Genomic DNA, 11,592 nt, shown 5'->3' on the forward strand with positions numbered 1-11,592 from the left:
AAAACCTGGGGAGCGACGGCTTTCGTGACGGTTTCGTCCAAGGCCGCCGCTTCCCCTGAGCGCCGAATGCGTTAAACCAGCCTCATGCCCCTCCCGGCGCCGCGCGACGCGGCCGTGATCGATATCGGCTCGAACTCGGTGCGCCTGGTGGTGTACCGGCTGGAAGGCCGCGCCATCTGGACCGTGTTCAACGAGAAGGTGCTCGCCGGCCTCGGCCGTGAGCTCGGCTCCAAGAACCGCCTGGCCCCCGAAGGCGTCACCCAGACCCTGGCGGCGCTGAAGCGCTTCAAGGCGGTGCTGAAGGCCGTGCAGCCGGCCGAGACCTTCGTCGCCGCCACCGCCGCCGTGCGCGAGGCCTCCGACGGCCCGGTCTTCGTCAAGCGCGTGCTGGAAGAGACCGGCCTTTCGATCCGTATCCTGTCGGGCGAGGAAGAAGCCCGCTACGCCGCGCTCGGCGTGCTGGCCGGAACGCCGGACGCCACGGGCGTGGTCGGCGACCTGGGCGGCGCGAGCCTGGAGCTGGTGCGGCTGGAGACGACCGGCGCCGGCCAGGGCGTGACCCTGCCGCTGGGGCCGTTCAGCCTGGGCCTGACCGAAGGCTTCGACGCCGACCGCGTGCGCCGGCTGGCCGCCCAGCGCCTGGCCCCCGTGGCCGAGGCCTTCAAGGCCGACACCTTCCACGCCGTCGGCGGCGCCTGGCGGAACCTGGCTTTGCTGCATATGCGGCTATCCGGCTATCCGCTGCAGGTGGTGCACCAGTACGAGATCGGCCGCGCCGAAGCGCTGGAGGCCGCACGCCTGGTGTCGCACCAGTCGAAAAGCTCGCTCGAACGCATCGAGGGCATGTCCAAGAAGCGTATCGAGACCCTGCCCTACGCCGCCATCGTGCTGGAGAGCCTGATCGAGCGCCTGGATCTCAAGCGCATCGAGATCTCGGCCTTCGGCGTGCGCGAGGGCCTGCTGTTCGAGGCCATGCCGCCGCGCGTGCGGGGCCTGGACCCGCTGATCGAGGGCTGCGCCTCGCTGACGGCCCGCCAGGGCGTGGCCGACGACCTGGGCGTGGCGCTGCAGACCTGGTTGACGCAGGCCTTCGACAAGCTGGAGCCGCTGTTCGACGGTCGCGACGCGGTGCTGACGGCCGCCGCCTGCCGCCTGGCCGACCTCGGCGCGCGGCTGCACCCGGACCATCGCGCCGATCTGGTGTTCGAGCAAGTGCTGCGCGCCCCGATCGCCGGCCAGACCCACGCCGAGCGCGCCTTCCTGGCCGCCGCCGCCTTCGCCCGCCACGCCACGGCCTTCACCCCGCCGGAGCTGGACGTGCTGGAGCGCCTGCTCAGCCCCGCCCGCATCAAGCGCGCCCGGGCCCTGGGCGCGGCCATCCGCCTGGGCTGCGATCTTTCGGGCCGCAGTCCCGCCCTGCTGTCGCGCTCGCGGCTGACGATCGACAAGAGCGACGTCCAGCTTTCGGCCGAGGAAGGCTACGCGGCCATGCTGCTGGGCGAACAGACCGCCAAGCGCGCCACCACCCTGGCCCAGGTGCTGGGCCTGAAGCTGAAGATCGCGCCGCTCTAGGCGTTTCCGCCAGACCTTTCGTTGCAAGGGCCGCGACAGCGCGCCGCAGGTGGAACGGCGTTCCGCGAGCATGGTTTGTTAGCCACGCCAAGCTGAAGCTCCTCGTCTCAGCACGGGGAGAAAGTCGGCATGCAGAAGCAAGTCGCCTACGAACATCAGAACCAGATCCAAGCGCCTTCGAGCCCACCGCGCGGCGACGTCGTCCGATTGGCCAATGCCGGCTCGAAAGCCGTCGAAAGCCCTGCCAGGCGATTGCAGCAGGACGTGGCGACCGCGTTCGGGGCCAAGGAAGGCTGGTCGGTGAAGCGAACGGTGCTGCTCGGCGCGGCCTATCACCTGGCGGTGCTGGGCGCCCTGGGGCTGGCGGCCAGTCAGGCCGTGGTCCACCTCGTGGGCTGACGCGCCTAGGCCGCGCCCAGCACCCGCACCAGAACGGCGTGCAGGGCGGCGACCTCGAACGGCTTCTCGACGAAATCCTGCATGCCCGCCGCGCGGCAGGCGGCCATTTCGGCCGGGCTGACCGCGCCGGTCACCGCCACCACCGGCGTCTGTTGGTTGAGGCCGTCGGCGCGCAGCCGGCGGGTGGTGTCCAGGCCGTCGAGGCCGGGCATGTTGACGTCCATCAGCACAACGTCGAAGCGCGTCTCGCCGGCCAGGACCAGCGCGCTTTCGCCGTCGGCCGCCAGGGTGACCGCGAGACCGAAGGCCTCCAGCACCTGGGCCAGGGTGCGGCGGTTGATCTCGTGATCATCGACCACCAGAACGGCCGGCGCGTCGTCGAAGCCGTCGGCGGGCGCGTCCAGCGGCTCTGGCGTCGGCGGCTCCTCGCCGACCGGAGCCGGCAAGGTGAGCACGAAGCGCGCCCCGGGTCCCTCGACCGGCTCGGCGGCGAGATCGCCGCCCATGAGGCGTGCCAAATCGCGGCTGATGGCCAGGCCCAGCCCCGTGCCGCCGAAGGTGCGGGCCGTGTCGGCGCCCAGTTGGTCGTAGGCGGTGAACAGGCGGGCCAGATGCTCAGGGCCCAGGCCCGGCCCGGTGTCGGTGACGGCCAGGGTCAGCAGCAGCCCGCCCTCGGCGCGCGGGGTCATCTCCAGCGCGACGCAGATCCGGCCCTCGGGCGTGAACTTGATGGCGTTGGACAGCAGGTTATTGAGCACCTGGCGCAGGCGCACCGGGTCGCCCTTGATCCAGCGCGGCAGGTGGCGACCGCCGGTGAAGCGCAGCGCCAGGCCCTTGGCCCGGGCCTCGGCGCGCCAGAAGCGCAGGGTGTCGCAGATCACGGTGCGCGGGGCGAAGTCGATCGACTCCACGGTCATGCGCCCAGCCTCGATCTTCGACAGGTCGAGCAGGTCGTTGAGTAGAGCCCGCATCATCACGCCGGCGTCGGCGATCAGGCCGGCCTTGCCCCGGGCCTGGCCGCGCGAGGTGCGGGCGATCTCGCCGGCCCCGGCCAAGATGGCGCTGAGCGGCGTGCGCAGTTCGTGGCTGACCATGGCGACGAAGGCGCTCTTGGCGGCGTCGGCGGCCACGGCCTGTTCGCGGCGGATCTCCGCCGCCGCCCTCGCCTCGCGCTCCGCCAGCAGGGTCTGGCGCGACCAGCCGAAGACCAGCGATGTGACCAGAACCATCAGTCCGCTGCCGATCAGGAAGGCCTTCACCCCCACGTCCTCGTGGTTGGCGGCCAGGACCGGCGAGATGAAGAGATAGGCCAGATGGGGCGTGGCGGTGACCGCGAAGGCCATTCGCGACCCCTTGGCCCCCATCAGAGCGGTCATCACCGAGCCGGCCAGAAGCAGAGCGCCGCCTGCCGCGCCGGCGGGCAGGCCCGTTCGCCACAGCGGCACCGCCAGCCAGCCGAACGCAACGGCCAGCAGGAAGTCGGCGGCCAAGCAGGCGAGAACCCAGCGGCTCGGACTTCCCTCGAAGCCGCGCAGGGCCACGGCCTGGAGACCTTGCGCCGCGAGACAGGCGAACGCCCAAGGCAGCATGAAGGAAAAGCGCGGCGCCAGGCCGATCGCCGCACAGACCATCGCGATGACGAAGAGACGCAGAGGAATCTGCTGCCGCAGGGCCTTTGCCGGCCTTGCATAACTACGCGCGGCCCTGACCAGCCACGGATCCTGTTCCGCGTACGCCAACTCGACCTAAATCCCCAGTCTTCGGCCGTCCCCACGGCCGACATCTCCGCGACGCTCTTATAGCGCCCGGAGGTCACGATGATTTTGTCAAAACATGTCGACCAAATGGCCGCTGTGCCGTCTTGCACAAAAGCAGCGCTTGCTCTTCGCGCCGGGTCGGCGGCGGCGCAACCCCTTTTGAGTCGCGCCGCGAGATCGACCGATCAGGCCGGGCGCGGAGCCCGGCGAACCTCGACGACGCGGACCTTGGTCCCGTCGAGCACCAGGGCCAACTCGCCCCGCTTGATCTTCAGGGCGTCCGTGCCGAAGGCGTCGCGACGCCAGCCTTGCAGGGCCGGGGTGTCGGCCTCGTCGTCGGCGGCGATCTTTTCCAGATCCGAGACGGTGGCGATCAGCTTGGACGCCACGCCGGCTTCTTCGGCGCGAGCCTTGAGCAGCACCTTCAGCAGCTCGACCACGGCGCCGGCCGAAGGCGGCGGCGGCGGGCCGGGCTTATCGACCACGGGGGCGTAGCCCTCGGGATCGGCCAGAGCCGCCTTGATCGCGGCGATCAGGTCGGGACCGAACTTGCTGCCGCCGAAGCCCTTAGGCACGCCGCGCAGAGTGTTGAGCCCGTCCAGTGAGATCGGGGCCTGGGTGGCCAGTTCGTCGATGGCCTCGTCCTTGAGGATGCGGCCACGCGGCTGGTCACGTTGCTGGGCGGTGCGCTCGCGCCACGCCGAGACCGCCTTGAATACGGCCAGGTACTTGGCTTGCGTCTTGCGCGGACGCAGGCGGCGCCAGGCCTTTTCCGGATCGACGTCGTAGGCGGCCGGATCGCTGAGCGCCTTCATCTCCTCCTCGACCCAGGCCAGGCGGCCCGATTCCTGGAGGCGATCGCGCAGCACCGGGAACAGGCGCGCCAGGTGCGTCACGTCGGCCAGGGCGTAGGCCAGCTGGGCGTCGGTCAGCGGGCGGCGAGCCCAGTCGGTGAAGCGGCTCGACTTGTCGATCTCGATCTTCAGCATCTGACGCACCAGGGCGTCATAGGCGATCTGCTCGCCGAAACCCGCGGCCATGCCGGCCACCTGGGTGTCGAACAGAGGCGTTGGCATCGCTTTGAGATTGTTGAAGATCTCGACGTCCTGACGGGCGGCGTGGAACACCTTGAGCAGGGTTTCGTCGCGCATCAGTTCGAGCAGCGGCTCGAGGTCGAGGCCGTCCGCCAGCGGGTCGATCACGGCGTCCGAAGACGGCGAAGCGACCTGAATCAAGCAGAGCTTGGGCCAATAGGTGGTCTCGCGCATGAACTCGGTGTCCACGGCGATGAAGGGCTGCCCCTTCAAACCATTACAGAACTCCGCCAGCGCGGCGGTGGTGGTGATCGGCGTCATCGGCTGCTAATAGCCTCGCGCACCCCCGAGTCTGCAAGCGTCAAGCGTTGCGGAGCAGCCACTTTTCTGTCCCAAAGCGCCCGAGACGGGTCGCAGAGGGCCTGGAACCACAGATGAGCGACCCGATGAGCGATCCGAAGACCGACCAAGCCGGCGGCCTGACCTACGCCCAGGCGGGCGTCGACATCGATGCCGGCAACGCCCTTGTGGACGCCATCAAGCCGCTGGCGAAAGCGACCCGCCGCCCCGGCGCGGAAGCCAGTCTCGGCGGCTTTGGCGCCCTGTTCGACCTGAAGGCGGCCGGCTACGAGGACGCCCTGCTGGTGACGACCACCGACGGCGTCGGCACCAAGCTGCGCATCGCCATCGACGCGGGCATGCACGCCACGGTCGGCATCGACCTGGTGGCCATGTGCGTCAACGACCTGCTGGCGCAGGGCGCCGAGCCGCTGATGTTCCTGGACTACTTCGCCACCGGCAAGCTCGACGTCGAGACCGCCAAGAGCGTGGTCGCCGGCATCGCCGAGGGCTGCAAGCTGGCCGGCGCGGCCCTGGTGGGCGGCGAAACCGCCGAGATGCCGGGCATGTACAATGACGGCGAATACGACCTGGCCGGCTTCTCGGTCGGCGCGGTCGAGCGCGACGGCGTGCTGCCCAAGCTGGACAAGCAACGGGCCGGCGACGTGATCATCGGCATCGGCTCGTCGGGTCCGCACTCGAACGGCTATTCGCTGGTGCGCCGCGTGGTCGAGCGCTCGGGCCTGGCCTGGGACGCCCCCTGCCCCTTCGAGGAAGGCAAGACGCTGGCCGAGGCCCTGATGGCCCCGACCCGCATCTATGTGAAGTCGCTCCTGCCGCTGCTTCAGTCGGGCCGCGTCAAGGGCGGCGCCCACATCACCGGCGGCGGCCTGATCGAGAACCCGCCGCGCTGCATCGCCGATGGCCTGGTTCCCGAGTTCGACTGGAACGCCTGGCCGCTGCCGCCCGTGTTCGAGTGGCTGCAAGAAGTGGGTCAGATCGACGCCCACGAACTGCGCCGCACCTTCAACTGCGGCGTCGGCTTCATCCTGATCGTCGCGCAAGCCGACGTCGAGCCGGTGCTGGCTGCCCTGCTCAACGCCGGCGAAGACGCGTTCGTTTGCGGCCAATTGGCCGCTGCTTGATGACTGCAAGGACCAAGGTCGCCGCCCTGATCTCGGGCCGGGGCTCCAACATGGAGGCCCTGGTCCGCGCCGCCCAGGCCCCGGACTGCCCGTTCGAGATCGCCCTCGTTTTGGCCAACAAGGCTGACGCCGGGGGCCTCGCCACCGCTGAGGCGGCCGGGATCGAGGCGCTGTGCGTGCCGAGCAAGCCGTTCGGCAAGGACCGCGAGGCCCACGAGCGCGCGGTCGACGCGGCCCTGCGCGAGCGTGGGATCGAGGTCATCGCCCTGGCCGGCTACATGCGGGTCCTGACGCCCTTCCTGGTCGACGCCTGGGAAGGCCGGATGCTGAACATCCACCCGTCCCTGCTGCCCAAGTATCCGGGCCTCGACACCCACGCCCGCGCCATCGCGGCGAGGGATGCGGAGGCCGGCTGCACGGTGCATCTGGTCACCGCCGGGGTGGACGAAGGTCCGATCCTGGGTCAGGCGCGGGTGGCGATCGAGGCCAGCGACGACGATCATGCGCTGGCCGCGCGGGTGCTGAAGGAAGAGCACAGGCTCTATCCGACGGTGCTGGCGGAATTCGTGCGGGGGCTTTGAGGGCGGTTTTCGCTCGTTGGCTCCTCGTGTTAGACTCGATGTATGAAGTCAGAGCCCTCCATCTTCGACGAGATCGATGAAGACGCGGATGCTCGTCGCCATGCTGAGGCGATGGAAGACATCGCGGCTGGCCGCCTGATTCCGAACGACGAGGTCTGCGCCTGGCTTGAAAGCTGGGGCACGCCGGATGAAAAGCCGACCCCGGCCTCGTGGTTCAAGTAGTCTGGACGCGCAGCGCAGCCGCAGACCTGCGCGCGATTCAAGCCTATGTCGCCGAATTCAAGCCGCTGGCCGCTCAGCGCCTTGCTGCGCGGCTCGTCGGCGCCGCCCGTAGTCTGGAAACAACGCCGGATCGCGGCCGGACGATCAGCCGAGGACGACGGGAGCTCACGGTCATCCCGCCCTATCTGATCCGATACGTGGTCCAGACCGACCGCGTCGTGATCCTGGAAATCCGCCACGGCGCTCGCGAGCCGGACTGACCCAAACAAAAAGGCCGGCGGGTCGCCCCGCCGGCCTTTTCGTAGTTCTAAAGCTCGAAAGCCTTAGCCGACGATGTCGGCGTCGGTGAAGAACTGGGCGATTTCGATACCCGCGTTCTCGAGGCTGTCCGAACCGTGGACCGAGTTTTCGCCGATCGACAGGGCGAACAGCTTGCGGATGGTGCCTTCGGCGGCGTTGTCCGGGTTGGTGGCGCCCATGACTTCGCGGTACTTGGCCACGGCGCCTTCGGCTTCCAGGACCTGCACGACGACCGGCTCGGCGGTCATCTGGGCGACGAGTTCACCGTAGAACGGGCGCTCGGCGTGCACTTCGTAGAACTTCTTGGCCTGAGCTTCGGTCAGGTGGACGCGGCGTTGAGCGACGATGCGCAGGCCGGCTTCCTCGATCACGGCGTTGATCTTGCCGGTGATGTTGCGGCGGGTCGCGTCGGGCTTCAGGATCGAGAAGGTGCGTTCGGTCATTCCGAAAATCTCACAGAGAAAGTTTGTGAATTGGGAGGTTGCGGGCTTATAGCCGGGCGCCTCCTCCCCGCCAACCCCGCGTTCCCAACATGCTTCAGATCAACGAACTTACTTTCGACGCCTGGGGACGCCGGTTCTTCGACAAGGCGACCGTCAGCCTGCCTCCCGGCGCGAAAGTCGGCCTGATCGGCCGCAACGGCGTGGGCAAGTCGACGCTGTTCAAGTTGATCCTCGGCCAGCTGGTCGCCGCCGGCGACGAGATCAGCCTGCCCAAGAACGCCCGCATCGGTTCGGTGGACCAGGAGCACCCGGCCACGCCGGTGACCCTGCTCGACACCGTGCTGGAGGCCGACGAGGAGCGTCACGGCCTGCTGACCCGGCTGGAGACCGCCGATCCCGAGGAGATGGGCGAGATCTGGAGCCGGCTGATCGAAATCGACGCCGATTCCGCGCCGTCGCGAGCCTCGGAAATCCTGGCGGGCCTGGGCTTCACCCAGGAAGACCTGCAGCGGCCAATGAGCGAGTTCTCGGGCGGCTGGCGGATGCGCGTGGCCCTGGCCGCGGCGCTGTTCGCCGAGCCCGACATGCTGCTGCTCGACGAGCCGACCAACTATCTCGACCTCGAAGGCGCCCTGTGGCTGGAAGCGCGCCTGAAGAAGTATCCGCACACCGCCCTGATCGTCAGCCACGATCGGGAACTGCTCAACAACAGCTGCACGCACATGCTGCACCTGGCCGGCGGCAAGCTGGAGCTCTACACCGGCGGCTACGACGACTTCGAGAAGCGCCGCGCCGAGAAGGCCCGTCTGCAACTGTCGGCCAAGGCCAAGCAGGACGCCGAGCGCGCCCACCTGCAATCCTTCGTCGACCGCTTCAAGGCCAAGGCCTCCAAGGCCGCCCAGGCTCAGTCGCGGATGAAGCGCCTGGCCAAGATGGAGCCGGTGTCCACCACGATCGAGGAGCGCGTCGCGCCCTTCACCCTGCCCTCGCCGCCGCGCCCGCTGCCCCCGCCGCTGATCCGGCTGGAGAAGGCCAATGTGGGCTATGAGCAGGGCCGCGCGATCCTCAAGAACCTCAACCTGCGCATGGACCTGGACGACCGCATCGGCCTGCTGGGCGTCAACGGCGCCGGCAAGTCGACCTTCGCCAAGATGATCGCCGGGGCCCTGACCGTTCAGTCGGGCGAGCTGCACCGCGACAAGAAGATGAAGGTCGGCTGGTTCCACCAGCACCAGATCGAGGCGATGGATCCCAACGATACGCCGCTGGAGATCGTCCGCCGGGCCATGCCGGACGCCAGCGAATCCTCGCGCCGTTCTCGTCTCGCCCAATGGGGTCTGACCTTCGAAAAGCAGGACACCACGGTCGCCAACCTGTCGGGCGGCGAGCGCGCGCGCCTGCTGCTGAACCTGGTGGCCATGGACGCCCCGCACGTCCTGATCCTCGACGAGCCGACCAACCACCTCGACATCGACAGCCGCCGGGCCCTGCTCGACGCGCTGAACGACTACGAGGGCGCGGTGCTGCTGATCACCCACGACCGCTCGCTGATGGAGCTGGTGGCCGACCGCCTGTGGCTGGCGGCCGACGGCAAGGTCGTGCCGTTCGACGGCGACATGGACGACTACGCCAAGTTCGTGCTCGACCGCGCCAAGCAGGCGGTGAAGCCGACCCAGGTGGCGCGCGAGCCGGCCAAGGCCGAAGCCGCGTCCGCCCCGGCCGCCAAGAAGGTCGCCATCGAGCCGCTGCGCCGCAAGGTCGAGGCGGCCGAACAGGTGATGAACCGCAAGACCAGGGATCTCGCCGAACTGGAAGCCCAGCTGGCCGACCCGCAGCTCTATGTGAAGACGCCGGCCAAGGTTCCCGAACTGGAAAAGCGCCGCGACAACGCCAAGGCCAAGCTCGACGAGGCCGAGGCCGCGTGGATGGAGTTGGCCGAGCAGCTGGCCGAAGCCGAGGGTTGAAATACCTCTCCGCCCCCAAAACACCTCTCCTGTAAGGAGAGGGAGGGGCCCGCGCCGCAGGCGTGGGAGGGTGAGGTGTTTCGCCGTCAACCGTCCGATCCCCTCACCCTCCCACCGCTTCGCGGCGGGCCCCTCCCTCTCCCCTTGGGAGAGGTTGAAAACGGCTCACTCGCGGTAAACGTCAATAAACCAAGAGATTTAGCCGTTCCGACAGACCTGCGGTCGTATCCCTTGCGACATGACCGCAGCCCTCGCCAGCCGCAATCACGTCGTCGCCAATCCGGAAGGATTGTCGGCCGGCTGCGTGCTGGAGGCCTTCGCCGCCTGGCTCGACCAGCGCCTGGCCGAGGCCACGCGGCTGGAGATGGACCTGGCCTTCCGCGACCGTCCGTTCGACGTCGAGATCGGCCGCGTCCCGGCCCTGGTCGGCTGGGAGCATCGCTATCTCGCCCCCGGCGCCGAGGCGCCCAAGGGCAAGATGTGGACGGTCTACCGCCTGCACGACCAGACCGGCCGCCCCAGCGAGCTGGCGACCGCCCGGGCCAGCGCCGACAAGCTGGAAGACCTGACGCCTCTGCTGGGCGAGCTGGGCTATCTGGGCGTGTTCGACGGCGACGCGGCGATGTTCCCGGGCGTCGGCAAGCGCTAGCGGCGCTTCAGCTCGGTGATGCCGGCCCGCCTCAGGGCCTTTTCGATACCGGGCCATGTCGGCTCACTGGGCCGCTGCATCGCATCCAGGTGCATGTTCCTCACGCTGGTCCAGCAGCGCACGCCTTCCTCCATTTCCTGACGAAAGCTGGCCAGCTCTTCGGCCGGCGCGTCGTGAGCGACGCTCTCGACGTCGCGTAGGGTTCTCTGGATCAGGCCGATGTTCTGCTCGCAGGCGGCGATGACGCCGCGATAGGCCGCGTCGAGCTTGGGGTTGCGGGAGGTTCGGCGCAGGCGGCGGCGCGGCGGCTTGGACTTGGGCATGGTTGATCCGTTCTTTCAGGAACCTCCCCCTGTGGGGGAGGCGATCGCGCAGCGATCGGTGGGGGGAGTTGATGCGAGGACGGCCGACGTGGAGGCGGCTGAAACCGTCCCCCCACCGGCCTTCGGCCGCCTCCCCCACAGGGGGAGGTTCCTTGGGATGCGGACACGGCTTCCCAGGCTCCCGCGCGAAGGCGCGTTAGGTCGGGGAGGCGCGGAGCGGCCGGGCGGAGCCCGGAGACCGTATGGTTTGTTTGCGTTTCGGCTTCGTCTGACCGCTCCGCCGCATCATTGGCTCGAAGGACCGGGGGCGCGGGTGCTTTTTCAACCCTGGACCCGGTTGTCCCTCGGACGGGCAGGACCAATAGCCCCGCGGTGATCCGGCGGCGGCCTCGGCTGATCCTGTTAGGCCGGTTTGAAACGATCCCGGCCCTGTCGACCCGCCTGTTTCGTCACGGAACGGCTGGCGGCCCAATCACGCCTTCTGAGCGATCCTGCAAACCCGCCCTTCCCATGACGCAACAAGCGGCCCCGCTCGATGCGATCCACAGCCGCTAACTCGGGCCGGTACCAAGAGCCCTCCCCATGGCTGGGATGGGGATGATTATGGGGCGGCTCGAGAAGGTGGGGGTAAGTTGGGGTTATAAAGTTTTATGGCGTTGAATTTGCTTAACTCTTTCCCAAGTTCGCCGTGTGAGTGGTGTGCGTATCACCCGATCCTTCTCCCCTTGCGGGAGAAGGTGGCGGCCAAAGGCCGACGGATGAGGGGTTTCTCAGATGGGAGACGCACCGCCCGGCCTGACCGCTGCACGCGGCTTTGAGTTTTGAGAGACCCCTCACCCGACCTCCCTCCGGGAGGCCACCCTC

Annotated in this window: 12 protein-coding genes; 8 read left to right on the plus strand and 4 right to left on the minus strand. The window is 68.6% G+C overall.

From position 1 onward, the window contains the following. Positions 1-84 precede the first annotated feature (84 nt). Positions 85-1,572 (plus strand): Ppx/GppA phosphatase family protein, encoded by a 1,488-nt coding sequence (locus AC07NS_RS20190; RefSeq protein WP_494606128.1) that lies wholly within the window; start codon positions 85-87, stop codon positions 1,570-1,572. Positions 1,573-1,701: 129 nt separating this feature from the next. After that, positions 1,702-1,971 carry a hypothetical protein gene (locus AC07NS_RS20195; protein ID WP_494606130.1) on the plus strand — a complete coding sequence of 90 codons (270 nt, stop codon included), beginning with the start codon at positions 1,702-1,704 and terminating at the stop codon, positions 1,969-1,971. 5 nt (positions 1,972-1,976) lie between these two features. Here the strand turns inward: AC07NS_RS20195 and AC07NS_RS20200 are convergent, their stop codons facing one another. Both AC07NS_RS20200 and rnd read right to left on the minus strand, forming a co-directional pair. Then, complete coding sequence (locus AC07NS_RS20200) at positions 1,977-3,710, minus strand: response regulator (protein WP_494606132.1); 1,734 nt, start codon at positions 3,708-3,710, stop codon at positions 1,977-1,979. Positions 3,711-3,913: 203 nt separating this feature from the next. Next, positions 3,914-5,083 (minus strand): ribonuclease D, encoded by a 1,170-nt coding sequence (rnd, locus tag AC07NS_RS20205; protein WP_494606134.1) that lies wholly within the window; start codon positions 5,081-5,083, stop codon positions 3,914-3,916. Between the two features lie 125 nt (positions 5,084-5,208). Here rnd and purM point away from each other — a divergent pair, with 125 nt between their 5' ends. Genes purM through AC07NS_RS20225 form a run of 4 tightly spaced genes read left to right on the plus strand, consistent with a single transcriptional unit; the run spans position 5,209 to position 7,309 of the window. Next, on the plus strand, positions 5,209-6,246 hold the full coding sequence (gene purM, locus AC07NS_RS20210) for a phosphoribosylformylglycinamidine cyclo-ligase (RefSeq protein WP_494606292.1): 1,038 nt from the start codon (positions 5,209-5,211) through the stop codon (positions 6,244-6,246). Continuing rightward, positions 6,246-6,827, plus strand: coding sequence for a phosphoribosylglycinamide formyltransferase (gene purN, locus AC07NS_RS20215; protein ID WP_494606136.1), 582 nt, complete (start codon positions 6,246-6,248; stop codon positions 6,825-6,827). Before purM ends, purN begins: the two co-directional genes overlap by 1 nt. 42 nt (positions 6,828-6,869) lie before the next feature. Next, positions 6,870-7,049 (plus strand): antitoxin, encoded by a 180-nt coding sequence (locus AC07NS_RS20220; protein ID WP_494606138.1) that lies wholly within the window; start codon positions 6,870-6,872, stop codon positions 7,047-7,049. Further along, positions 7,037-7,309 carry a type II toxin-antitoxin system RelE/ParE family toxin gene (locus AC07NS_RS20225; protein ID WP_494606140.1) on the plus strand — a complete coding sequence of 91 codons (273 nt, stop codon included), beginning with the start codon at positions 7,037-7,039 and terminating at the stop codon, positions 7,307-7,309. Before AC07NS_RS20220 ends, AC07NS_RS20225 begins: the two co-directional genes overlap by 13 nt. A gap of 63 nt (positions 7,310-7,372) precedes the next feature. Here the strand turns inward: AC07NS_RS20225 and ndk are convergent, their stop codons facing one another. Beyond that, entirely contained in the window at positions 7,373-7,792 is a 420-nt protein-coding gene (ndk, locus tag AC07NS_RS20230) for a nucleoside-diphosphate kinase (protein ID WP_058350417.1), read from the minus strand. Between the two features lie 89 nt (positions 7,793-7,881). Here ndk and AC07NS_RS20235 point away from each other — a divergent pair, with 89 nt between their 5' ends. Further along, the gene (locus AC07NS_RS20235; protein WP_494606142.1) at positions 7,882-9,756 is read left to right on the plus strand and encodes an ABC-F family ATP-binding cassette domain-containing protein; all 1,875 of its coding nucleotides are present in this window, start codon (positions 7,882-7,884) and stop codon (positions 9,754-9,756) included. A gap of 238 nt (positions 9,757-9,994) precedes the next feature. Beyond that, entirely contained in the window at positions 9,995-10,405 is a 411-nt protein-coding gene (locus AC07NS_RS20240; RefSeq protein ID WP_110121266.1) for a hypothetical protein, read from the plus strand. Here the strand turns inward: AC07NS_RS20240 and AC07NS_RS20245 are convergent. Next, complete coding sequence (locus AC07NS_RS20245) at positions 10,402-10,728, minus strand: hypothetical protein (protein WP_110121267.1); 327 nt, start codon at positions 10,726-10,728, stop codon at positions 10,402-10,404. The genes AC07NS_RS20240 and AC07NS_RS20245 overlap by 4 nt on opposite strands. Positions 10,729-11,592 lie beyond the last annotated feature (864 nt).

It is taken from the genome of Caulobacter sp. GW821-FHT10A10, assembly GCF_059415745.1.

What these genes read in the sequence shown, in the direction of transcription:
- AC07NS_RS20190 (WP_494606128.1), top strand. Translation starts at nt 85, where the DNA reads ATGCCCCTCCCGGCGCCGCGCGACGCGGCCGTGATCGATATCGGCTCG.
- AC07NS_RS20195 (WP_494606130.1), top strand. Translation starts at nt 1,702, where the DNA reads ATGCAGAAGCAAGTCGCCTACGAACATCAGAACCAGATCCAAGCGCCT.
- rnd (WP_494606134.1), bottom strand. Translation starts at nt 5,083, where the DNA reads ATGACGCCGATCACCACCACCGCCGCGCTGGCGGAGTTCTGTAATGGT.
- purM (WP_494606292.1), top strand. Translation starts at nt 5,209, where the DNA reads ATGAGCGATCCGAAGACCGACCAAGCCGGCGGCCTGACCTACGCCCAG.
- purN (WP_494606136.1), top strand. Translation starts at nt 6,246, where the DNA reads ATGACTGCAAGGACCAAGGTCGCCGCCCTGATCTCGGGCCGGGGCTCC.
- AC07NS_RS20220 (WP_494606138.1), top strand. Translation starts at nt 6,870, where the DNA reads ATGAAGTCAGAGCCCTCCATCTTCGACGAGATCGATGAAGACGCGGAT.
- ndk (WP_058350417.1), bottom strand. Translation starts at nt 7,792, where the DNA reads ATGACCGAACGCACCTTCTCGATCCTGAAGCCCGACGCGACCCGCCGC.
- AC07NS_RS20235 (WP_494606142.1), top strand. Translation starts at nt 7,882, where the DNA reads ATGCTTCAGATCAACGAACTTACTTTCGACGCCTGGGGACGCCGGTTC.
- AC07NS_RS20240 (WP_110121266.1), top strand. Translation starts at nt 9,995, where the DNA reads ATGACCGCAGCCCTCGCCAGCCGCAATCACGTCGTCGCCAATCCGGAA.
- AC07NS_RS20245 (WP_110121267.1), bottom strand. Translation starts at nt 10,728, where the DNA reads ATGCCCAAGTCCAAGCCGCCGCGCCGCCGCCTGCGCCGAACCTCCCGC.